The 23,374-nt window shown below is 60.2% G+C and carries 21 protein-coding genes and 1 pseudogene; 16 read left to right on the top strand and 6 right to left on the bottom strand.

Going from position 1 to position 23,374, the window contains the following annotated elements; genetic code table 11:
- The first annotated feature begins 51 nt into the window (after positions 1–51).
- The 7 genes from R0140_RS14900 to R0140_RS14870 all read left to right on the top strand — a co-directional run bounded on the left by R0140_RS14900 (position 52) and on the right by R0140_RS14870 (position 7,535).
- Entirely contained in the window at positions 52–1,050 is a 999-nt protein-coding gene (locus R0140_RS14900) for an aldo/keto reductase (protein WP_012541920.1), read from the top strand.
- Between the two features lie 49 nt (positions 1,051–1,099).
- Positions 1,100–2,287: an MFS transporter gene (locus R0140_RS14895; protein ID WP_048965148.1), complete on the top strand. Its 1,188-nt coding sequence runs from the start codon at positions 1,100–1,102 to the stop codon at positions 2,285–2,287.
- On the top strand, positions 2,284–3,348 hold the full coding sequence (locus tag R0140_RS14890) for an aldo/keto reductase (protein WP_008805101.1): 1,065 nt from the start codon (positions 2,284–2,286) through the stop codon (positions 3,346–3,348). Before R0140_RS14895 ends, R0140_RS14890 begins: the two co-directional genes overlap by 4 nt.
- 61 nt (positions 3,349–3,409) lie before the next feature.
- The gene (locus R0140_RS14885; protein WP_012968354.1) at positions 3,410–4,894 is read left to right on the top strand and encodes an FAD-dependent oxidoreductase; all 1,485 of its coding nucleotides are present in this window, start codon (positions 3,410–3,412) and stop codon (positions 4,892–4,894) included.
- Positions 4,895–4,896: 2 nt separating this feature from the next.
- Positions 4,897–6,102, top strand: coding sequence for an acetyl-CoA C-acyltransferase (locus R0140_RS14880; RefSeq protein WP_012968353.1), 1,206 nt, complete (start codon positions 4,897–4,899; stop codon positions 6,100–6,102).
- Positions 6,103–6,115: 13 nt separating this feature from the next.
- Entirely contained in the window at positions 6,116–6,901 is a 786-nt protein-coding gene (locus R0140_RS14875; RefSeq protein WP_012541915.1) for an AfsA-related hotdog domain-containing protein, read from the top strand.
- Entirely contained in the window at positions 6,882–7,535 is a 654-nt protein-coding gene (locus R0140_RS14870; RefSeq protein WP_012541914.1) for an HAD family hydrolase, read from the top strand. Before R0140_RS14875 ends, R0140_RS14870 begins: the two co-directional genes overlap by 20 nt.
- 64 nt (positions 7,536–7,599) lie before the next feature.
- Here the strand turns inward: R0140_RS14870 and R0140_RS14865 are convergent, their stop codons facing one another.
- Positions 7,600–8,874, bottom strand: a complete 1,275-nt coding sequence (locus R0140_RS14865) for a Glu/Leu/Phe/Val family dehydrogenase (protein WP_008805096.1) — start codon at positions 8,872–8,874, stop codon at positions 7,600–7,602.
- A gap of 212 nt (positions 8,875–9,086) precedes the next feature.
- Positions 9,087–9,233: pseudogene (locus tag R0140_RS14860) on the bottom strand (hypothetical protein).
- A gap of 169 nt (positions 9,234–9,402) precedes the next feature.
- Between R0140_RS14860 and R0140_RS14855 the strand changes: the two are divergent.
- The 6 genes from R0140_RS14855 to R0140_RS14830 are packed head-to-tail and all read left to right on the top strand — an operon-like array spanning position 9,403 to position 16,914.
- On the top strand, positions 9,403–10,608 hold the full coding sequence (locus R0140_RS14855) for a bifunctional succinylornithine transaminase/acetylornithine transaminase (protein WP_012968351.1): 1,206 nt from the start codon (positions 9,403–9,405) through the stop codon (positions 10,606–10,608).
- Positions 10,609–10,626: 18 nt separating this feature from the next.
- On the top strand, positions 10,627–11,649 hold the full coding sequence (astA, locus tag R0140_RS14850) for an arginine N-succinyltransferase (RefSeq protein WP_023322527.1): 1,023 nt from the start codon (positions 10,627–10,629) through the stop codon (positions 11,647–11,649).
- Positions 11,640–13,106: a succinylglutamate-semialdehyde dehydrogenase gene (gene astD / locus R0140_RS14845; protein WP_077139179.1), complete on the top strand. Its 1,467-nt coding sequence runs from the start codon at positions 11,640–11,642 to the stop codon at positions 13,104–13,106. The genes astA and astD overlap by 10 nt, the downstream gene beginning before the upstream one ends.
- Positions 13,107–13,127: 21 nt before the next feature.
- The gene (astB, locus tag R0140_RS14840) at positions 13,128–14,468 is read left to right on the top strand and encodes an N-succinylarginine dihydrolase (RefSeq protein WP_025713035.1); all 1,341 of its coding nucleotides are present in this window, start codon (positions 13,128–13,130) and stop codon (positions 14,466–14,468) included.
- 10 nt (positions 14,469–14,478) lie between these two features.
- Entirely contained in the window at positions 14,479–15,474 is a 996-nt protein-coding gene (gene astE, locus R0140_RS14835; RefSeq protein ID WP_048965159.1) for a succinylglutamate desuccinylase, read from the top strand.
- Between the two features lie 9 nt (positions 15,475–15,483).
- Complete coding sequence (locus R0140_RS14830; protein WP_317703827.1) at positions 15,484–16,914, top strand: amino acid permease; 1,431 nt, start codon at positions 15,484–15,486, stop codon at positions 16,912–16,914.
- 210 nt (positions 16,915–17,124) lie between these two features.
- Here the strand turns inward: R0140_RS14830 and R0140_RS14825 are convergent, their stop codons facing one another.
- Positions 17,125–18,450, bottom strand: a complete 1,326-nt coding sequence (locus R0140_RS14825) for an MFS transporter (protein ID WP_012968347.1) — start codon at positions 18,448–18,450, stop codon at positions 17,125–17,127.
- Between the two features lie 380 nt (positions 18,451–18,830).
- Here R0140_RS14825 and R0140_RS14820 point away from each other — a divergent pair, with 380 nt between their 5' ends.
- Positions 18,831–19,631, top strand: a complete 801-nt coding sequence (locus R0140_RS14820) for a YdcF family protein (protein WP_032754235.1) — start codon at positions 18,831–18,833, stop codon at positions 19,629–19,631.
- Between the two features lie 61 nt (positions 19,632–19,692).
- Here the strand turns inward: R0140_RS14820 and R0140_RS14815 are convergent, their stop codons facing one another.
- The gene (locus R0140_RS14815; RefSeq protein WP_012541908.1) at positions 19,693–19,830 is read right to left on the bottom strand and encodes a hypothetical protein; all 138 of its coding nucleotides are present in this window, start codon (positions 19,828–19,830) and stop codon (positions 19,693–19,695) included.
- Between R0140_RS14815 and aldA the strand changes: the two genes are divergently transcribed.
- Positions 19,829–21,268: an aldehyde dehydrogenase gene (gene aldA, locus R0140_RS14810; protein ID WP_317703826.1), complete on the top strand. Its 1,440-nt coding sequence runs from the start codon at positions 19,829–19,831 to the stop codon at positions 21,266–21,268. The two genes, R0140_RS14815 and aldA, sit on opposite strands and share 2 nt — an antisense overlap.
- 48 nt (positions 21,269–21,316) lie before the next feature.
- Here aldA and gap read toward each other — a convergent pair whose 3' ends face one another.
- Entirely contained in the window at positions 21,317–22,315 is a 999-nt protein-coding gene (gene gap / locus R0140_RS14805) for a type I glyceraldehyde-3-phosphate dehydrogenase (protein ID WP_016160929.1), read from the bottom strand.
- A gap of 282 nt (positions 22,316–22,597) precedes the next feature.
- Here gap and R0140_RS14800 point away from each other — a divergent pair, with 282 nt between their 5' ends.
- Entirely contained in the window at positions 22,598–22,756 is a 159-nt protein-coding gene (locus R0140_RS14800; protein WP_002903230.1) for a YqaE/Pmp3 family membrane protein, read from the top strand.
- A 38-nt stretch (positions 22,757–22,794) separates the two neighbouring features.
- Here R0140_RS14800 and R0140_RS14795 read toward each other — a convergent pair whose 3' ends face one another.
- Complete coding sequence (locus tag R0140_RS14795; RefSeq protein WP_008805086.1) at positions 22,795–23,187, bottom strand: DUF1398 domain-containing protein; 393 nt, start codon at positions 23,185–23,187, stop codon at positions 22,795–22,797.
- Positions 23,188–23,374 lie beyond the last annotated feature (187 nt).

Genomic DNA, 23,374 nt, shown 5'->3' with positions numbered 1-23,374 from the left:
TGTAAAAGGGAAGTATATATTTAATAACATTCAGCACGTAAGGAAAATAAGGTGAAAACACGTTATCTCGGAAAAGAGAAGTTCCAGGTTTCCGCATTGGGTCTCGGGTGTATGGGAATGAGTTTCGCCTACGGCGGCGCCGAGGAGTCGCAGGCGATTAATACGATTCATGCCGCGGTGGACATGGGCGTGACCTTCCTGGATTCTGCCGAAGTGTATGGTCCTTTCGATAATGAAGTTCTTGTCGGGAAAGCGATAAAAGGTATCCGCGATAAGGTGCAGATTGCCACCAAGTTTGGTTTTCGTATTTTGCCGACCGGCCAGGGACTGGAGCGGATGGCCGGCGTCGACAGTCGTCCGGAACATATTCGCGAGTCAGTGGAAGGGTCGCTGAAGCGGCTGAATATCGAGACCATCGATCTGCTCTATCAGCACCGCGTCGATCCGGCGGTGCCGGTGGAAGACGTGGTGGGCACCATGGCCGACCTGGTTAAAGAGGGGAAAATTCGTCATATCGGACTGTCGGAAGTCTCATCCCAGACGCTGCGCCGGGCCTGCAAGGTGCATCCGATTACCGCCGTGCAGACGGAATACTCGCTGTGGACCCGCGAGCCGGAGGCCGGTATTCTCAACGCCTGCCGCGAGCTGGGGGTGGGCTTTGTCCCATACAGCCCGCTGGGGCGCGGCTTCCTGACGGGAAAAATCACCGATCCTGGCGTCTTCGCTGAGGATGATTTCCGCCGCAATCTGCCGCGCTTCCAGGCCGAGACCATGCGCAAAAACCAGCTGCTGCTTGAGCGTCTGCAGCAGGTGGCCACGCGCTATGACGCGACCCTTGCGCAGATTGCCCTTGCCTGGGTCATGAGCAAAGGCGAGGATATCGTGCCTATCCCGGGGGCGAGAAAAATTGCCCATCTGCGTGATAATGCCGGAGCCGCGAATATTACCCTCTCTCCTGAGGATATTCTCACCATCGAAGATATTTTCACTCCCGATAACGTCACTGGCTTACGCTATAACCAGGGCGACTTTAACTTAATCGAAAAATAACCCCCTGAATACTATTCTCCCGCCGCCCTGGCGGGAGATGAGGTTACTTATGACTATTGCTGTTTCCCGTACGGCGGGATTGCCTGCGGCAGTTTATGCGCTTTCCGTGGGCTCATTTGGTATTGGTACCACCGAATTTGTGATTATGGGATTATTACTTGATGTGGCCCATGATTTTCATATATCCATTACGCTTGCCGCCTGGTCTATTACCGCTTATGCCTGTGGGGTGGTGATTGGCGCGCCGCTCCTCACACCGCTATTAAGCCGCTACCCCAAAAAACCGGCGTTGTTATTTCTGATGATCTTATTTTCCATCGGTAATTTAGGTTGCGGTATTGCCGGTAATATGACCATGCTCATTATTTTCCGGGTAATAACCGCCTTAGCTCACGCCTCATTCTTCGGCATCAGTTCGGTCTATGCCGCGGAGCTGGCGCCGGTGGATAAACGGGCTTCGGCGGTCTCCGCCGTCTTTCTCGGCGCCACCCTGGCCAATATTCTGGGCGTGCCCCTCGGCGCCTGGGTAGGGCAATACCTTGGCTGGCGCTACACCTTCTTTATGGTCACGCTGATTGGCATTCTTTCCGCCCTGGCAGTCATTGCCCTGGTGCCCGGCCGTCAGGCCCAACCGGCGGTGCAGAGTCGGATCCGCGACGAGCTGAAGGTGCTGCGCCATCCGACGGTGCTGCGCAGCCTGCTGATCACCGCGCTCGGGTTTTCCGGCGTCTTCGCCGCCTTTACCTACATTGCGCCCATGCTGAAAACCGTCACCGGGATGAGCGAACATCTCATTCCACCGGTGCTGGTGCTGTTTGGCGTCGGGATGGTCGCCGGGAATCACCTCGGCGGCCGCCTGACCGACGGTGGGGTCCGCCGGGCGCTGCTGCTGACCCTGGCCTTGCTTATCGTCGTCCTGTGCCTCTTTCCGTTCGCCATTCAGACGCTACCCGGCGCCTGCGCGGCGGTGTTTCTGCTGGGGGCGGCGATGTTCTCCACCATTCCGCCGCTGCAGATGCAGGCGCTGGACAGCAGTGAGACCGGCAAAAGCATGGTCTCCTCGTGCAATATCGCCGCCTTTAACCTCGGCAATGCCGCTGGCGCCTGGTTTGGTGGGCTGTTGCTCACCGCCGGCGTCTCCCTCTCGCATATTCCCCTGGCCGGTGCATGCCTGACCGCCAGCGGATTTATTATCGCTAGTGTGACGTTGTCACCTTTAAAAGGAAGTCAAGCATGAAGTATCGGTATTTAGGTTCCACCGGGCTGTCGGTGTCAGAGCTCTGTTTTGGCGCCATGACGTTTGGTGAAAAAGGGGCCTTTCTCGGCGCGCCGGGACGCAACTGGTCGGAATTCGGCGTGGTGCCTGAGCATACGGCATACGATCTGGTGTACAAAGCGCTGGACGCCGGGATTAACTTTTTTGATACCGCGGACTGTTATAAAAACGGCCAGGGCGAAGAGCTGCTCGGTAACGCGCTGAAGGGGAAACGCCAGCAGGTGATTATCGGCACCAAAGGACGCTGGCAGACCGACCCCAATCCGAACGCGCTGGGGGCGTCGCGCTACCATATTATTAATGCCGTCGACGCCAGCCTGCAGCGGCTGAAAACGGATTATATCGATATCTATCATCTCCACGGGTTCGATCCGCGCACCGCGCTGGAGGATACCCTGCGGACGCTGGATGCGTTGATTCGCGCCGGGAAAATTCGCTACATCGGGGTCTCCAACTACGCGGCCTGGCAGTTGGCGAAGGCGCTGGGGATCTCAGAGCGCCTCGGACTGGAAAAATTCTGCGTCTATCAGGGCTATTACAATATCGCCGCGCGAGAACTGGAGCATGAGATTATCCCGCTCAGCGTCGATCAGAACGTCGGCATCACCGTCTGGAGCCCGCTGGCCGGGGGCTTCCTCACCGGTAAATACCCTCGCAATCAGGCGTTTCCTGAGGGCAGTCGGCTGGCGAACGCCACCCCGTTTGAGTCGGCGCCGATCGCCAATCGCGAACAAGCCTGGCAGACTCTGGAAGTGATGCAGGAGATTGCCCGTCAGCGCAACGCCAGCGTGGCGCAGGTGGCGCTCAACTGGTTGCGTACCCGCCCGGGGATCACATCGCTGGTGATCGGCGCGACCAAACTCGCCCAGCTGGAGGATAACCTGGCGGCACTGAACTGGACGCTGAGCGACGAGGAGGCGGCGATTCTCAACAGCGTGAGCGAAAAAGAGAAGCCTTATCCCTACTGGCATATCTGCAATGTCGCCGGCGATCGCCGTCTGGCCGACGATATCTACCCCTAACTCACCCTGCACCCAGGCAACACGCGTATGCCCCCCTGGGGGCATACAGAGAGGCTCGATCGTGAAAAAAGTACTCATTGTTGGCGCCGGCCCGGTAGGGTTAATCATTGGCTGCTATCTGAATAAGTATGGAATTGATTTTGATATTATTGATAAAAATACACACAGCACCACCTGGTCCAAAGCGCTGAGCGTCAGTCCGGCGACGATTAAAGCCTTCCACGGCTTAGCCCTTGCCGGGGAGCTGACCGCCCAGGGCAAGCAGGTTCAGTCAATTTACGCCTGGTATAAAAACCGCAAGTTTCTGCATATTGATAACCGCCATCTCCCCACCTGCTATCCCTTCCATGTCAGTATCCCGCAGCCGCGGACGGAGAAGATCCTTGAAACGGCGCTGGCCGAGGCCGGTCAACTGGTGAAACGCGGACATCAGCTGGTCTCCTGGCGGCGGGAGGAAGGGCGCTATCACGTCTCTCTGCTCGACGATGCCCGCCGGGCCTGTTCCGCTACCTATGACTATATTATCGGCGCCGACGGCGCGGCCAGCACCGTCCGGGAGCTGGCCGGGATTGGCTTTAGCGGCCATGATTACCCGCTGCATTTTGTAATGGCGGACGTGCAGTTCGCCAGCGCGGCGACGCTCCCGGGAACCTCTTACTATATTGACGAGCTGGGCTTTCTGATCTTTCTGCCCATGCCGGACAATCAGGTCAGGATCGTGATTAAAAGAGCCGGTCGATTACCGTCGCCGCGTCCGGTGCCGGATCTGCAGGAGATCAACGTGGCGCTGGCGCGCTTCTGCCCCGAGGTTCCTCCGGCGCAGGCGCTGACCTGGTCCTCCAGCGCCAACTTCTATAACCGGATCGCCGATGACAATCTGCAGCACAATATCATGCTGGCAGGCGATGCTTTCCATCTGTTCAGTCCGATTGGCGGGCAGGGGATGAATACCGGTATTCAGGATGCGATTAACCTGGCCTGGAAGCTGGCCTTTTACCTGCATGGCGTCGCCAGCGACCGGCTGCTGGCATCCTATCGCACCGAGCGCTTCGCCGCGGTGAGCGGCGTGCTGCATGCCACCGATCACGATACCGGCCTGATTGCCGGTCTGGTGCCGAAAAATCATATCGACGCGGTCTACTTTCCGGAGTTTTGCAATCGTCACTATTATCGCCACCAGCTGCCGCTGCAGTACGCCGGCTTTGCCGCGCCGCAGTGCGCTCACCCGAACGGCCTGATGGGCCACCATGTTCCGTGGTACGTCTTTACCTCGCCGCAGGCGACGTTTCGCAACAGTTATGACGCCTTCGCCAGCGGTAAGGTCGTGGTCTTTTCCGCGCGCGTCGACTGTCCTCCCTTATCCCGCCTGAAACCTGGCGGCTGGTTTATATTCTGCGCCCTTGACCCGGCGGACGAGGCGTTTCTCGAGGCGCTACAGATTGGCCGCGATGACTATGCGGTGATCAATCCCGATGGCTATGTGGGCTTTACCGGCAGCGAAGCCGGGACATCGCAGTATCTTTCCTCGCTCTACGTAATGGAATAATCATGAATAAAGTGTATATCGTCGCGGCCTGCCGTACGCCGGTGGGGCGTTTTCTTGGCGCCCTGAAAACGGTCTCTGCGGTGGAACTGGCCGCGCTCACCGTCCGCCACAACCTGCAGCAGGCCGGGATTGACCCGGCGTGGATTGACGAAGTGATCTGCGGCTGCGTCCTCGCCGCCGGGCAGGGGATGGGGCCGGCGCGTCAGGTCGCGCTGCGGGCGGGGATCCCGGTGCAAAAGCCGGCTTACACCCTGAATATGATCTGCGGTAGCGGCATGAAAAGTATTACCGAGGGGGCGATCCATATCCAGAGCGGTTATGCCGACCTGGTCGTCGCTGGCGGGATGGAAAACATGAGCCAGGCGCCGTTTTTGCTGCGGGGAGAGATAAGGGGCGGCGTGAAATTTGGCGCGTTCAGCAGCGAGGATCTGATCCAGAGCGATGGCTTAACCGATCCGCTGTTGCATATTCCGATGGGGGAAACGGCGGAGGCCATCGCCGCGCATGAGCAGATCTCGCGCGCAGAACAGGACCAGTACGCGCTGGACAGCCATCAAAAAGCCTCCGCCGCCAGCCGCGCCGGCCATTTTGCCGAGGAGATAGTGCCGGTGACGGTCAGCGGGAAGCGGGGCGTCAGCGTGGTCCGCGAGGATGAGCAGATCCGCCATGACCTTAGCGCCGACCAGCTGGCGGCGCTGAAACCGGCTTTTCGTCGCGACGGGAGCGTCACGGCGGGCAACGCCTCGGGGCTGAACGACGGCGCGGCGTCAGTGATCCTCGCCTCGGCGCGCGCCGTTGCGCAGTACGGCCTGCGGCCGCTGGCTGAGATAGTCGCCTTCGGCGAGGGCGGCGTCGACCCGGCGATGATGGGGCTTGGGCCGCTGCCGGCCATGACGTGCGCTCTGCGCCGCGGGCGTTTTCAGCTCAGCGATATGGCGCGACTGGAAATTAACGAAGCCTTTGCCGCGCAGGTGCTGGGGGTGGTCAAGGGGCTGGCCCGCGAGCATCAGATGACGGCGGAGGAGATAGCCGCCCGCCTGAACGTCAACGGCGGCGCGATTGCCCTCGGGCACCCGCTCGGCAGTTCCGGAACCCGGATTGTCGTGAGCCTCCTGCACGCGCTGCGCCGGGAGAATAAACCGACCGGCCTGGCCTCGCTGTGTATCGGCGGTGGGATGGGTATTGCGTTAATTGTGAAAACGATCTGAGGAGACAAGCGCCATGGAAAAATTAATTGTGGTGGGTGAGAAATTTACCGATTTTGCCCGGCGGCATCAGAACGTGCTGACCGTCAACGAGTTTGAGCGTTTTGTCTGGAGCGGCGAGCTCGCCGGCGTCGATAAAATCGTCATTGGTCAGGGCGTGCAGCTCGACGACATCTCCCGCACGGTCTGCATTATTCGTCAGCACTATCCGGATAAAATCCGCCAGATCGTCAATCTGCAGGATCTCTATTATCAAAACAACCGCGATCATCAGCGGCTGGTGCATAAACGTAAAAAAGAGAACATCCTCATCACCTCGCCGGAAAAACGCGATGAAGATAGCTATTGCGCGCGTCTGATCCTGCAGGACGCCTCGGAGCTGCTCTGCGACCACCAGACCGGGCAACACATCCAGGGGATGGTGCTGATCGAGGCGGCGCGGCAAACCATCATCGCCACCTCGGAGAAATTTCTGCTGGCGGAGGCGGGCGTGGCGATGGACGAGAAGTACTTCACGCTGAGCTCGCTGCAGGTAGCTTTTTCCAGCTTTGTTTTCCCGCTGCCGGTGACCATTGTGCTGAATGTGGTGTCGCGCAAAAGCTCAGCCCACGGCCGCTTTACCTGCGAGTGTTCGGTCGGTTTTGACCAGACCGGCACCCGCAAAGCGGAAGTCGGCTTTAGCTTCAGCGTCTATGACCTGAACTACATTACTCGTAAGGAGTGTGAGCAGGCGGCGCTCTGCCATCAACATTATCTGGTCAGTATTGAGCAGGGGGACGGGGATGAGCATCGCCTTTTTTGACGTGGATGAAACGCTGATTACCGGCAAAAGTATGTTCCTGTTTCTGCACCGCTATGCCGAGGAATATCCGCTGCAGTGCGGTTTGACGACCGCGGCGATTGTCCGCCAGCTCCAGGCGCTTAGCAAAGCGGGTCAACCGCGGGAGGCAATCAATCGCTACTACTATTCGCTGTTTCGCCATGAGCCGCGCGCCCAGGTACGGGCGGTTGCTGAGGCACTGTATCGCGAAGGTGGGTACGGTTTTCACCGTGAGGTGGTGGCGATCCTCCGGCAACATCAGGCGCGCGGGGATGACGTGGTGTTTGTCTCCGGATCGATGACCGACATTCTCTGGCCGGCGATGGCGGCGCTGGGGGTGGAGCATGCCCTGTGTTCAGAGCCGGTGGTGGTTGACGAACACTATACCGGGGAACTCTGGCGGACCGCCATTGGCGAACATAAGGCGTTGCATGCTCAACGCTACGCGCAGGAACGGGGCCAGCCGCTGGCGGCGTGCTATGCCTTTGGGGACCATATCTCGGATCTGCCGCTGCTCGCGCTGGTTGGCAACCCCTGCGCGGTCAATCCGTGCGCGGCGCTGCTGGCGGAGTCGCAGCGTCGGGGATGGCCGGTGCTGTGGTCTAACGGCGGTTGACGGCACGATAGCGAAAAAAAGGGGGCGGCGCTACGCCACCCCCTGATTCACACCCTGACGGGGATCAGCCCGGGTAGATGCCGCGGTCTTTACGCGCCATCAGGATGCGCTCGCAGGCCACGATATAGGCGGCGGTACGCAGCGTACACGCTTTCTCGGCGGCTTTATCGCAGACGTGAATAATGGCGTCGGTCATGATGCGGTCCATCTTGGCGTTGATCTCTTCTTCGCTCCAGAAGAAGCTGGCCATATCCTGCACCCACTCAAAATAGCTGACGGTCACCCCGCCGGCGTTACAGATAACGTCCGGCACTACGATCACGCCGCGCTCGGCCAGCACGTCGTCCGCTTCCGGATAGGTTGGGCCGTTGGCCCCTTCCAGCACCAGTTTGCAGGTCAGCTTCTCCGCGCGCTCGCGGGTGATTTGCCCTTCCAGTGCCGCCGGGATCAGAATGTCCATCGGGGTGGTCCAGAAGGCGTCTTTATCGATCTCCTGGGCGCCAGGGAAACCGGCAATCTGCTTTTTCTCCGCCTGCCAGGCGGTGAGGGCGGCCATATCAATCCCGCCTTCGTTATACAGGGTCGCGGTATGATCCTGAATGACCACCACGCGGGCGCCGACGCCGGCGAACAGGCGGGCTGCTTCGCTACCGACGTTACCAAAGCCCTGCAGCGCGACTTTGGCGCCTTCAATTTCGATACCGGCGCGACGAGCCACTTCCCGGCCGGTGACAAATACGCCACGCCCGGTGGCCTTTTCACGGCCGAGGGAGCCGCCGAGGTGGATCGGTTTGCCGGTGACCACGCCGGTAATGGTGGTGCCATGGTTCATGGAGTAGGTGTCCATCATCCATGCCATCACTTTACCGTTGGTGCCGACGTCCGGCGCCGGAATATCTTTCTGCGGCCCGATAATAATGCCGATTTCGCTGGTGTAGCGGCGGGTCAGACGCTCCAGTTCACCTTCTGACAGTGAGAAGGGGTCGACGCGAATGCCGCCTTTGGCCCCGCCGTAAGGAATATTGACCGCGGCGCACTTAATGGTCATCCAGGCAGAAAGTGCCATGACTTCGTTAAGATCGACATCCGGATGGTAGCGAACACCACCTTTACCCGGTCCACGCGACAGATTGTGCTGAACGCGATAGCCCTCGAAGTGGCGGATGGTGCCGTCGTCCATTTGCACAGGAATGTCGACGATCAGCGCACGCTTCGGATGGCGCAGGGTTTCCACCCAGTAGGCAAGATCGCCGAGATAAGGCGCGACACGGTCGATCTGGCGCAGGTAGGTGGTCCATGGAGATGTACTACTTTCAGATGCGTAAGATAACTTTTCCATAAGAGTCCTGTTTCTCAGTGTTATTTATGTCGTGTAAAACCGTGGAATAGCTACAGCAGTAAACTCTGTGCAATGAATGGTATCACCAATTTTATAAAGCGGTATTTGACGGCAATTCCGATTTTTAAATTTTTGTTAGATTTTTTATTTTTTAAGTGAATAACTACGCACGCCAACCACCTACAAGCCGTGCATTTTAATTCACTTTTTATTCACTTAAGTGCATAGAAAAATATTTTTTCTATGTTTTTCATTATCTTGATGATCTTCAAAAAGTGAATAAATTGCTTCCACCCGTATTGACAATCTTATTGTTCACAGGCCAGCATTAGCCCACACAACAACATGACGTTAACCATGAATTAACAAATACCCGCAAAATAAATAGGGCTTATTTTTCCTGTGGTGAATATTTTTGCCATCACAGCGGGCGCGCTCGTGCCCAAAATAAGCCGAGGGTCAGGGTTAATGTCGATTGTCCAACGCGGCGGGAGCGTTTTCCGTCGTCTTACGTTCCGGAGATGAATGATGTCAGGCACTATGACTCGCGAAGATTTTGACGCTTACCTGGTTCCCTGTTTTGCCCCCGCGCCGTTTATTCCGGTCAGGGCGGCGGGTTCCCGCGTCTGGGACCAGCAGGGGAAAGAGTATATCGATATGGCGGGCGGCATTGCGGTGAATGCCTTAGGCCATGCCCATCCGGCGCTGGCTCAGGCCCTGCAGGATCAACTGGCGAAACTGTGGCATATCGGCAATGGCTATACCAACGAGCCGGTGCTGCAGCTGGCGAAAACCCTCGTGCAGTCGACCTTTGCCGATAAGGTGTTTTTCTGCAACTCCGGCGCCGAAGCCAACGAGGCCGCTCTCAAACTGGCGCGGAAATACGCTCACGATAAGTTTGGTGGTGAAAAAAGCGAAATCATCGCCTTCAACCATGCCTTCCATGGCCGGACGCTGTTCACCGTCTCCGTCGGCGGCCAGCCGAAATATTCCAGCGATTATGCTCCGCTGCCGCAGGGCATTACCCATCTGCCCTATAACGACATCGAGGCGGTCACCGCGGCCATCTCTTCGCGCACCTGTGCGGTGATCGTCGAGCCGATCATCGGCGAAGGCGGCGTGATACCCGCTGACCCGGCGTTCCTCCAGGCGCTGCGCACCCTCTGCGATCGCCATCACGCGACCCTGATATTCGATGAGGTGCAGACCGGGGCGGGCCGTACCGGCCATCTCTACGCCTACCAGCACTACAACGTCGTCCCGGACATCCTCACCAGCGCCAAAGGGCTGGGGGGCGGCTTCCCAATCGGCGCGATGCTGGCGAAAGAGGCCTGGGCGCAGGTCTTCCAGCCCGGCACCCATGGCACCACCTTCGGCGGCAACCCGCTGGCGGCGACCGTCGCTAACGCCGTGCTGGCCCATCTCGATGCGCCGCTGCTGGCGGGCGTTGGCGAGCGCCATGCGCTGATTGTTGACCAGTTGAATGCGATCTCTGCCCGTTACGATGCGTTCAGCGCCGTGCGCGGCACCGGTCTGCTGATCGGCGCTGAGCTGGCGGGGCCGCTGCGCGGCAAGGCCAAAACGTTGACCAACCTGGCGGCGGAAGAGGGGCTGATCGCCCTGATTGCCGGCCCGGACGTGCTGCGCTTCGCGCCGGCGCTCAATATCCCGCTGGCGGATATTGCGGAAGCCTTCGTGCGCCTTGATCGCGCCGTTGCTCGCTTAACCCGCTAACCGGGAGGACGGCCTGTGATGCTATTTCGTCCCGTACGGGAAAACGATCTCGACGACATCGTCCGCCTTGCCGCGCGGGCGGGGGTCGGCATGACCTCCTTACCGCATGACGTCGAGCGCCTGGCGGCCCGGATCCGGCGCAGTATCGAGACCTTCGCCGGCGAACTGCCGCGCGGCCAGCAGGGTTTCCTGTTTGTACTGGAAGACACCGCGCTGGCGCGGGTGGTGGGGGTGAGCGCCATTGAGGTCGCGGTAGGCCTGGACGAGCCGTTTTACAATTTTCGCATTCAGAAAACGGTTCGCGCCTCGAAAGCGCTGGGAGTCTATAAGCCTCAGGAGCTGCTTAATCTCAGCTATGACCACACCGGGCACAGCGAACTGTGTACGCTGTTTCTCGACCCGGCCTATCAGCGCAACCGCAATGGTCTGCTGCTCTCCAAGGCGCGCTTTTTATTTATCGCCGCCTTCCGCGAGTGGTTTTCCCCGTACCTGTTTGCCGAACTGCGCGGCTGCAGCGATGAGCAGGGGCAGTCGCCGTTCTGGGATGCGCTGGGCCATCACTTCTTCGACATCCCGTTTGCCGATGCTGACCGGCTGACCGGCACCGGCATGAAAACCTTTATTGCCGAACTGATGCCGGCTTACCCGATCTATATCTCACTGCTGCCGGAAGCGGCCCGCGAGGTCATCGGTCAGGTGCATCCCAATACCGCCCCGGCGCGGGCGATCCTCGAGAAAGAGGGATTCAGCTGGCGCGGCTCGGTGGATATTTTCGATGCCGGACCGGTGCTGGAGGCGAACACCGATCAGATCCGCGCCGTGCGCGACAGCCAGTGCCTGCCGGCCCAGCAGCTGATGGGCGCCCTGCCGGCGCCGACGCTCGTCGCCAACGGTCAGTTCGACAATTTCCGGGCGCTGCTGGTGGCCCACGAAGAGCAGGTCTCACTGGATGCCGCCGCGCTGGACGCGCTGCAGGTCAGTGAAACCGACCGCGTTTATACGGTAACCCTGAATCCAGAGGAAAACAGATCATGGCGGTAAAAGCACAGTTTATAGCCGGGCAGTGGCAGGCGGGCAGCGGGGCAACGATGAGCAAACTGGCCCCGGAGGATCAGTCGCTGCTGTGGCAGGCGGCCAGCGCGGGTGCCGACGACGTCCAGGCGGCCTGCGCCGCGGCGCGCGCGGCATTTTACCTCTGGTCGCACCGGCCGCTGGCCGAGCGTATTGCCGTGGTGGAGCGTTTTGCCGCGCTGCTGGAGACACATAAAGAGGCGCTGGCGACCCTGATTTCCCGCGAGACCAGCAAGCCGCTGTGGGAGACCCGCACCGAAGTACAGGCGATGATCGGCAAGGCCGCGATCTCCATCGAGGCCTATCACCAGCGGACGGGCTTTCATGAGTCGACGCTGCCGGACGGAAAAGCACAGCTGCGCCACAAACCGCACGGTGTGATGGCGGTCTTTGGCCCCTACAACTTCCCGGGCCACCTGCCCAACGGGCATATTATTCCGGCGCTGATCGCCGGGAATACCATCGTGTTTAAACCCAGCGAGCTGACGCCGGCCACCGCCGAAATGACCGTCCAGCTGTGGCAGCAGGCGGGCGTCCCTGACGGGGTGATCAATCTGCTGCAGGGCGGAAAAACCACTGGCCAGGCGCTGCTGGAAAATCGTGATATCGACGGCGTACTGTTCACCGGCAGCGCGGCGGCGGGTTTCCACTTCCATCGCTATTTCGGCGGCCAGCCGGAGAAGATGCTGGCGCTGGAGATGGGCGGCAACAACGCGCTGATCGTCGCCGACGTGGCCGATGTCGATGCGGCGCTGCATGTGATTATCCAGTCGGCGTTTATCTCCGCCGGGCAGCGCTGCACCTGCGCGCGCCGGCTGATCGTGCCGCGCGGCGAGCAGGGGGATGCGCTGCTGCAGCGGCTGGTCGCGGCCAGCGCGCAGATCCGCGCCGGCAAGTGGGATGACCAGCCGGCGCCGTTTATGGGCGGAGTGATTTCTCTCGACGCCGCGCAGAACATGCTGGCGGCGCAGCAAAAACTGGAGGGGCTCGGCGGCAAGGTGCTGCTGCGCATGCGCCAGCCCGACCCGCACTCCACGGTGCTGACGCCGGGGATCGTCGACGTCACCGGTATCGAGGTGCCGGATGAAGAATACTTTGGCCCGCTGCTGACGGTTATCCGTTATGACGATTTCCCGGAGGCCATTCGCCTCGCCAACCAGACCCGCTATGGCCTGGCCGTCGGGCTGATCTCCAGCGATGCGGCGCAGTTTGAACAGCTGGCGGACGAGGCGCGGGCCGGGATCGTCAACTGGAACAAGCCGCTGACCGGCGCCTCGAGTAAAGCGCCGTTTGGCGGGGTGGGCGCCTCCGGCAACCATCGCGCGGCAGCGTGGTACGCCGCTGATTACTGTGCCTGGCCGATGGCCTCTCTGGTCAGCGATACGCTGACGCTCCCGGCGACGGTATCGCCGGGCCTGCCATTCTGATAACGGATCCTGTGAGGACATATGTCTGGTTTTGAAGCAAACTTTGATGGCCTGGTCGGCCCGACGCACCACTACGCCGGACTCTCCGTCGGCAATGAAGCCTCGCAAAATAACCGCGATGGTCTCTCTAACCCTAAAAAGGCGGCGCTGCAGGGGCTGTATAAAATGAAAGCCCTTGCCGATCGCGGCTTCGTGCAGGGCATTCTGCCGCCGCAGCCGCGGCCGAATCTGCGCCTGCTGCGCGAAGTCGGGTTCCAGGGCAGCGATGAGCAGGTTATCCGGCAGGCGGCCGACGCGGCGCCGCAGCTGCTCTCTGCCTTCAGCTCCGCCTCGTCGATGTGGACCGCCAACGCGGCGACCGTCTCACCGTCGGCGGATAGCGCCGATGGCAAAGTCCATTTCACCGTCGCCAACCTGAACAATAAGCTGCACCGTATGCAGGAGGCGCCCACCACCTCGGCGATCCTGGGCGCCACGTTCGCCGATCCGCGCTACTTCGCCCACCATGCGGCGCTGCCGCAGCATGGCGACCTCGGCGATGAAGGGGCGGCCAACCATAACCGCTTCTGCCGGGAGTATGACCGACAGGGGGTGCAGTTTTTTGTCTACGGTCGACGCGCCAGCGGCGGGATCGCCCCGGTGAAGTATCCGGCGCGGCAGACCCTCGAGGCCAGCGAGGCGGTGGCCCGCCTGCATCAGCTGGATCCGCGCTACACGGTGTTTGCCCAGCAGGCGCCGCAGGCTATCGATCGCGGCGTGTTTCACAACGACGTCATCGCGGTCAGCAATCGCCATGTGCTGTTCCACCATCAGCAGGCGTTTGTCGATCAGGCGACGGTGCTGGCGACGCTACGGGCTAAAAGCGACAGTCTGGATATCCCGTTCACCAGCGTGGAAGTGCCGGACGAGCGGGTGTCGCTCGATGACGCGGTGGCCTCATATCTGTTCAACAGCCAGCTGCTGAGCAAACCTGACGGCAAGATGCTGATCGTGGTGCCGGAGGAGTGCCGCCAGCGGGAAAACGTCTGGCGCTATCTGAGCGACCTCGCCGCCGACAGCGCATCGCCGATCGATGAAGTGGCGGTCTTTGACCTGCGGGAAAGCATGCGCAACGGCGGCGGCCCGGCCTGTCTGCGGCTGCGGGTGGTGCTCAACGAGGCTGAACGCCAGGCGGTCAACGCGCATAGCCTGATGAACGACGAGCGTTATCAGCAGCTGACGGCATGGGTGGAAAAACACTATCGCGACCGGCTGCACGCCCGCGATCTGGCGGACCCGCAGCTGCTGCGCGAGGTTTATCAGGCGTTGGATGAGCTGACGCAGATCCTGCGCCTGGGCGCGGTCTATGATTTTCAGCGTTAAGGAGCGGCAGATGGAGCACCTGGTTAACGATTTAATGCACTGCCGCCTGCAGGAGTGGAGCTTCCCGGCGGGCATCGAGGCTCGCTGGCTGGGCGAGGGGATCCTGCAGTTGCTGCCGACGGCGCCGTGGCGCCAGGCGACGATCCTCTCCGCGGGCGTGCATGGCAATGAGACCGCGCCGACGGAACTGCTGCTGCAGTTGACCCACGATTTGAGTCAGGGGCGGCAGCCGCTCACTCAGGCGCTGCTGATTGTCTTTGGTAACCTGCCGGCGATCCGCGCCGCGCGTCGCTATCTGCACAACGACCTGAATCGCCTGTTCGGCGGCCGCCATCTGGCGGTCACCCCGGGTAATGAGTCGCGGCGGGCTTTTGCGCTGGAGCAGGCGGTGCAGGCCTTCTATCGCGCCGCCGATGCGGCGGGTCCGGTCAACCGTAGCCATCTCGATATGCACACCGCTATTCGCGGGTCGCTGTATCGCCAGTTTGCGCTGCTCCCGGCCCACGCCGGGGATTTTTCGCCTGGCTTCTACCAGCTGTTGCAGGCCAGCGGGATGGATGCCATCGTGCGCCATACCGAAGCGGGCGGCACCTTCACCCATTTCACCTGCGAAAAGTTCGCCGCGCAAAGCGCCACCCTGGAGCTGGGGAAAGTGATGCCGTTCGGCGCCAACGATCTCAGCCTGTTCGCCGCCACCGACGCGGCGATCCGGGCATGGATCGCTGACGCGCCGCTGCCGGCGCGCGACAAAGCGCCAGTGGACTACTTCCTGGTCGAGGAGAGCATTATCAAGCGCGAGGGGGAATTTACGCTTAATCTCGCGGCAAACGTTGAGAACTTCACCGCGCTCCCGGTGGGGTACGAAATTGCCCGCCAGGCGGAGAAACGGTGGGTGGTGCAGGCCCGGGCCCCCTATATCCTCTTCCCCAATGCCGGGGTCGCCACCGGCCAACGCGCCGGGCTGCTGCTGCGCGCCGCGGCCCTTTCCCTCCCGCAACCAGCCTGAGGAAACACCATGACTGAATATCAACGCCAGGCGGCCCCCGCCGCCGGAGGTGAGGGCGCGTCACAGCTTAAACGTGGGCTCGGCGCCCGCCATATTCAAATGATTGCCCTCGGGGGCGCCATCGGCACCGGGCTGTTTATGGGGGCGGGGCGCAACATCGCCGTTGCCGGCACCTCGATTCTGGTGATCTATGTGCTGGTCGGGTTCTTTACCTATATGGTGATGCGGGCGATGGGGGAGCTGCTGCTCACCCGCCATGACTACCGCTCGTTTGCCGACTTTGTCGGCGAGTATCTCGGGCCGCAGGCCAGCTTTTACCTCGGCTGGACCTACTGGCTAAGCTGGGTAGTGACCTGCATTGCCGACGTGGTGGTCTGCGGGAGCTATATGCAGTACTGGTTCCCGGAACTGTCGGCATGGATGCCGGCCCTCAGCATGCTGGCGATCCTGTTCCTGCTTAACCTGCTGTCGGTGAAAATGTTTGGCGAGGCGGAGTTCTGGTTCGCCCTGATCAAGGTGATCACCATTATCGCCCTGATCGGCACCGGCGGCTGGATGATTGCCACTGGCTGGACTTCTCCGGACGGCGTGACGGCTTCTTTCAGCCATCTTACCGACCCGACGGCTTTTATGCCTCACGGTATCACCGGTTTTTTCGCCGGCTTCCAGATAGCGATCTTCTCCTTTACCGGCATTGAGCTGCTGGGCACCATGACGGCGGAGACCCGCGATCCGCAGCGCATTTTGCCCAAGGCGATCAATGCTCTGCCGCTGCGGATTATCATCTTCTATCTGCTGTCGATGGTGGTGATTATCGCCGTCGCCTCCTGGCCGGGGGTATCGGCGGAGACCAGTCCGTTCGTGACGCTGTTTGCCAAGGCCGGGCTGCCTGCCGCCGCGGCGGTGATTAACTTCGTGGCGCTGACCTCGGCGATGTCCTCGGCCAACAGCGGCGTCTTCTCCAGCACCCGCATGCTGTACGGCCTGTCGGTGGAGAAGCATGCGCACTGGCAGTTTCGCATCCTGTCGCGCAATACCCGCATCCCGGTGCGTAGCCTGCTGTTCTCCTGCTTCTGCATGCTGATCGGCACGCTGCTGCTGTTCCTGGTGCCGAATGTGATGACCTTGTTCACTATCGTCTCGACCCTGGCGGCGATTATGGTGGTGTTCAGCTGGGGGATGATCCTCGTGGCCTATCTGGTCTATCGTCGCCAGCGTCCGGACCTGCACGCCGGGTCGATCTTTAAGATGCCTGCCGGGGTGGTGATGAGCTGGGTGAGCCTGCTGTTCTTCGCCTTCGCCATCTTCATCATGATCTTTGACCCGGACACGCTGCTGGCGCTGTTGGCTTCTCCGCTGTGGTTTATTGCCCTGTGGGGCTTCTGGAAGCTGAAGCAGCGGCGTGAGGGGCAACTGACGCTGGACAACCAGAGCGCCTGACACCCGCCGGCCAACCTGGCCGGTTAAGCAGGAGGTGAAGACTGGACGTCTGTTTGTGCCTGGTGACGGCTGGCGCCTTACCGGGCCTACTGTCTTACCTGACCTGGGATGAGCGCTATCCCCCGCGGCGTGATCTCCCTCTGTAGGCCCGCGCAAGCGCCGCGCCGCCGGGCGGGATAGTCGGCACGCTACCTGCCCAGACGGCGGCGGTTAGGCGCTTTCCGCCCGGGAAGGGGCCGCACCCGGCGCGGACTTCATCCGGCTGGCGCAGAAAATTGCCAGCAGCGAAATCACCACCGTTACGCCCAGATAAACGGCCACCGGCCGCCAGTCCCCGTCATATTTTGCCAGCAGACCGGTGGCGATAAGCGGCGCGGTGCCCCCGGCCAGCGCGGCACCCAGCTGGTAGCCGAGGGTGATCCCGGTATAGCGCACATTGGCGCTGAAAATCTCAGAGCACAAGGTGCCGAGCACCGCAGTTACCGGCGCCCACAGGATGCCGAAGGCAACGACCGTCGCCAGCATGATGCCCCAGCTGGTGCCGGTGTCGAGCAGCAGGAACCACGGAACGATAAACAGCCCCAGCAGCACCACGCTCAGGGTATACATCTTTTGCCGCCCCACCTTGTCTGACAGCAGCCCCATCAGCGGGATCATCACGGTGGCCACCAGCGCGCCCAGGGTCACGGATTCCAGCGCCTGCGACTTCTGGTAGCTCAGGGTGGTGGTGGCATAGCTGACCACAAAGGTGGAGAAGATATAGAATGGGGCGGTCTCCACCACTTTCAGACCGGCGGCAATCAGCACTTCCCGCCAGTGGTGCTTGAGCGTTTCGCGCAGCGGGGCCTTCGCCACCTGGCCGGATTTTTTCACCTGCTTAAAGGCGGGCGTTTCGTCGATATCTTTGCGGATCCACAGGCCGAGAAAAACGAGGACGGAGCTGAGCAGGAACGGTATACGCCAGCCCCAGGCGAGAAACTGTGTCTCGTCAAACAGGGTCATCAGCGAGACGATAAACGTCGCCATCAGCATGCCGATGGTCACGCCGGCCTGGGGAATGCTGCCGAAAAAGCCTTTCCGCTTCTCCGGCGCGTATTCGTAGGCCAGCAGCAGCGCACCGCCCCATTCACCGCCGATACCCATGCCCTGAATAATGCGCAGGGTTATCAGCAGGGCGGGCGCCCAGAGGCCCACCATCTCATAGGTGGGAAGCAGGCCGATCGCCACCGTGGCGCTGCCCATCAGCGACAGGGTCAGCACCAGCGTCTTCTTGCGGCCGATGCGATCGCCGATATGAGCGAAAATGACGCCGCCGATGGGGCGGATAAAAAACGTCAGCGAGAAGGAGAGCCAGGAGAGGATCAGGCCGATGACCGGGTCGACCATCGGAAAGAAGATTTTGTTGAACACCAGCGCGGCGGCGGTGCCATAGAGAAAATAATCGAACCATTCGATGGCGCTGCCTGTCAGGCTGGCGATCAGGACCTTCTTGTTTTTCTGCAGAATGGATGCAGTGTTGTCTTGTGGATTGCTCATTACGAAACGTTCTCCCGCCACGGTAAATAGGTCAGGTGTCACTCTGTGTAAACAGGGTGCAACCTGGTGTGAAAAGGTTGTGTAATTGTTAAGCAACTTAGGGTTGAAGGTTACAATTGGCAAGTTCATCGCTGGCAAACTGGGCGTTATGACGCGGTTTGGACTGGTGTAACCGCGACGCTATTTTTTATTTTCCACCTGATTTTGCTGTTTTTTGTTATTTTCATAGTGAGTTGTTCAGGTGCAACCCGCCTGTTTTTAGATGTTTCTTGTTATTTCAAAATGGTTACAAATTAACGCCGCTTTGCCTCCCGCGAGGCGGCGTTTATGATGGCGAAAGCATCCTCTCCGATCGGCTGAGAGGGAATTAAGGAGACAGAATGGCAGAACAATTTCCCCCGTTGTCGGCGGCGACGCTGGCGGCGGCTAACCAGGTCGGCGCCTGGCTGGCGCAGGACGATCTGGCGACGCTGCCCGCGCTGCCGCAGGTGGACGTGGTGGTGCTGGCCGGCAACGCCGTGATCCCGACCATCGACGCCGCCTGCCGGCTGGCGGCGGCGCAGGACGTCACGCTGCTGATCAGCGGCGGCGTGGGACATTCTACGAACTATCTCTACGAGGCGGTGCGCCAGGATACCCGTTACCGTATGTTGCCGGTGGCGGGGCGTCCGGAAGCGCATATTCTGGCCGATATTGCTCATGACTACTGGCAAATTCCGCGCTCGCGGCTGGTGGTGGAGGACCAGTCGACCAACTGCGGCGAGAACGCCCGTTTTACCCGGACCACGCTGGAGAACGGGGGGATCCCTCATCGTCGCGGGATCGTCATTCAGGACCCCACCATGCAGCGGCGAACCATGGCCACCTTCGCCCGCGTCTGGCAGGGGGTGACGACGCCGCCACAGTGGCTGAGCTTTCCCGGCTGCTCGCCGGTGCTGGAGCAGACCGATGGTCAACTGGGGTTCGCGGGCGGCGGGGCGGGGCTGTGGCCGGTCGCCCGCTACCTGGCGCTGCTGCTGGGCGAGCTGCCGCGCCTGCAGGATACGCCTGAAGGATACGGTCCGCGGGGGAAAGACTTCATCAGCCACGTCACCTTCCCGCCGGAGATCATCGATGCCTGGCGACAGCTGCGGGAGGACGCCCAGCTTGCCGGGGCGCTGCAGGCCCGCACCCTCAGCTGAAAACTGCCCGTTTGCGGCAGATTTATCGCAAACGGGCAATTTGTGTTATTGGAATGTAACCTCAACCGGGCATTTTTGGCCCGGTTTTATGAATCAGCTCACAGAACGGCGCCAACGTGCTGCGAAGCCACGGCTTATCCGCCCGATATTTAACAAAAAAATCACTTGTTAAATACAAACGCACTACAGGAGCAGCCATGACAGCACCCGTTCAACACCAAATGTATATTGATGGCCAGTTCGTTTCCGGTCGCGGCGACGGCTGGATCGACGTGCTTAACCCGGCGACCGAAGCGCTGCTGTCGCGGATCCCGGACGGGACTGCCGAAGAGGCGCGGCTGGCGATTGACGCGGCTGAGCGCGCCCAGCCCGCCTGGGAAGCGCTGCCGGCCATTGAGCGTGCGGGTTGGTTACGCAAAATTGCCGCTGGTATCCGCCAGCGTGCTGAAGAGATTGCCGGGCTGATCGTGGCTGAAGGCGGCAAGATCCAGCAGTTGGCGGCGGTGGAAGTCGCATTCACCGCGGACTATCTCGACTATATGGCCGAATGGGCGCGCCGTTACGAAGGCGAGATCGTGCAGAGCGATCGCCCTGGGGAGAATATCCTCGTCTTTAAACGCGCGCTGGGGGTGACCACCGGGATCCTGCCGTGGAACTTCCCGTTCTTTCTTATCGCCCGCAAGCTGGCGCCGGCCCTGATCACCGGGAATACCATCGTCATTAAGCCCAGCGAATTTACGCCCAATAATGCCATCGCCTTTGCCGAGATCGTCCATCAGGTTGGGTTGCCGAAAGGGGTCTTTAACCTGGTGCTCGGCCGCGGAGAAACCGTTGGTCAGGAGCTGGCCGGCAATTCAAAGGTGGCGATGGTCAGCATGACCGGTAGCGTGGCGGCAGGAGAGAAAATCATGGCCGCTGCGGCGAAAAATATCACCAAAGTGTGCCTCGAACTCGGCGGCAAAGCGCCAGCCATTGTGATGGATGATGCGGATCTGGAGCTGGCGGTGAAAGCGGTGGTGGACTCGCGGGTGATTAACACCGGGCAGGTGTGTAACTGCGTCGAGCGGGTCTATGTTCAGAAGGGCATTTACGACCGCTTCGTCAACCGCCTCGGCGAGTCGATGAAGGCCGTGCAGTTTGGCGACCCGGCGACGCGGGATGACATCGCGATGGGGCCGCTGATCAACGCGGCGGCGCGGGACCAGGTGGCGGGTAAAGTGGCGAAGGCGGTGGCGCAGGGGGCGCGGGTGGCGCTGGGCGGCCAGCCGCTGGAGGGCAAAGGCTATTTTTATCCGCCGACCCTGCTGCTGGATGTGCGTCAGGAGATGGACATTATCCACGAGGAAACCTTCGGGCCGGTGCTGCCGGTGGTGGCGTTTTCGACCCTTGATGAGGCGCTGGCGATGGCCAATGACAGCGACTATGGCCTGACCTCCTCGATCTATACCCGCGATCTGAACGTGGCGATGAAGGCGATTAAGGGACTGAAGTTCGGCGAAACCTATATCAACCGGGAAAACTTTGAGGCGATGCAGGGTTTCCACGCCGGCTGGCGCAAATCGGGGATCGGCGGCGCTGATGGCCGCCACGGGCTGAATGAGTACCTGCAGACCCAGGTGGTCTATCTGCAGGCCTGAGGTACTTAACTCCGAGCCGGCGGGCAGCTCAGGCGGCCCGCCGTTCGCTTAGCGGGCGAATTTCTCCAGCACGCGGATCAACTGGGTGACGAAGCCGTATTCGTTATCATACCAGGCGACGGTTTTCACCAGCTGTACGCCGCCGGCCTCCACAATCTCCAGCTGGGTGGCATCGTAGATCGAGCCGAAATGGCTGCCGATAATGTCGGAAGAGACAATCTCTTCTTCGGTGTAGCCGAAGGATTCATTGCCCTCAGCCGCCTGCTTCATCGCCTGATTGACCTCATCCGCAGTCACTTTTTTCTCCAGCACCGACACCAGCTCTGTCACCGAACCCGTTTTTGTCGGCACACGCTGGGCATGGCCCTTCAGTTTACCGCTCAGGGCGGGGATCACCAGGCCGATGGCCTTTGCCGCACCTGTGGTGTGCGGGATGACGTTTTCTGCCGCCGCTCTGGATGCGCGCAGATCTTTGCCGCGCGGCCCGTCCACCAGCGACTGGGTGCCGGTATAAGCATGGATGGTGGTCATGGTGCCCACGGTGATGCCGAAGGCATCCTGGAGGACTTTGGCCATCGGCGCCAGGCAGTTGGTGGTGCAGGAGGCCACGGAGATGATGGTGTCATCCGGGGTCAGGGTGTCATCGTTGACGTTGTAGACGATGGTTTTCATCTCGCCAGCGGGGGCGGAAATCAGCACTTTGCGCGCGCCGGCCTGGAGATGGGCTTGCGATTTCTCGGCCGAGGTGTAAAACCCGGTACACTCCACAATCACCTCTGCGCCTGCCGCCTGCCACGGAATATGCTGCGCCTCTTTTTCGGCATACACCGTAATGGTTTTGCCGTTGACGATCAGCGCATCTTCCGTAAAGTCGACGCTCCACGGAAAGGGGCCGTAGTTTGAATCATGCTTCAACAGATAGGCCAGCACCTTTGGCGAGGTGAGGTCGTTGATAGCCACCACTTCCAGGCTGCTGTCGACTTCTAATAAACGGCGTAACACCAAACGTCCGATACGACCAAATCCATTAATCCCAAGTTTACTCATGGACATTCTCCGGTTGGTAAAACGACTCGATGTGATAAAACTCCTCCAGGCTTAGTCCTGTCCCCCTGATTGGTCAACTGACAATCTGTGCGGTATACCAGCGTTTCCGGGCCGGGGAGGAAAAAAGTGGATGTTTTCCCGGCCTTTTTTAGCGCTGACGGCAGGGAATAATTTTTGTTACCGGAGATGAGGGGGCCGCCTGCTGGCGAAGCGGTGAAAAGCGTCTATGCTTAACTATTGAATAGCTTAGTAAAATATTGACGTTAGACGAAGGGAGAGGTTATGGGATTCTGGAGAATCGTTTTCACTATTATTCTGCCGCCGCTGGGCGTACTGCTGGGGAAAGGCTTCGGCTGGGCGTTTATTCTCAACATTATTCTGACCCTGCTGGGCTATATTCCTGGCCTGATCCACGCTTTCTGGGTGCAGACCCGCGACTGAGGGGCGAGCAGATAACCACGCCTCCCCCTGGGACCCGCTCAGGGGGGCATCAGGCTCTCTTTATACAGCAGCGTATTATCCTTCGACCAGTAGTGCCGGGTCTCCTCTTCCAGATCAACAATCCACTTAAACACGCCGGCGCTGGCGAGATCCTTGCAGTACTGTTCAAAGTTGATGGCGCCGGCAAAATGGCGGATGACCGCGGCCGAGGTCAGTCGATGGCTGGGGGCGCTGCGCACGCGTAGCAGGCCGCGGGCGCTTTTTATCGAGATCACCTCGTCGTTTGCCATCACGAAATTCATATTTCCGGTGGAGACAAAATAGATGTAGTAGGAGACCTGATGCCGGCGGAGTTCACTGGCGAAGGTGGTAAAATCGGCATCCGCGCGAACCTGTTCGAAAAAGTGACCCAGCCTTGCCAGCAGTTCCATTTCAATCCTTGTTGTGTTGTTGCTGCGCATGGTTTCGGCGTCTGTCGGCATAAACCATTCACACGTTTACTTATTCGTATTTTAATAATATAGGCGCGTTATATTAATGGTTATTATGTAACTGGAACATCGTTTCAAGTGTTACAAGCTATTGCAAAGGTTCGCAGGGGATCCTCGAGGCAGGCAG

This window comes from Klebsiella sp. w6 (assembly GCF_033100215.1).
GTDB lineage: Bacteria > Pseudomonadota > Gammaproteobacteria > Enterobacterales > Enterobacteriaceae > Klebsiella > Klebsiella variicola.
Note: the sequence above shows the minus strand (reverse complement) of the source record. Positions and strands in the feature narration are given on the sequence as shown.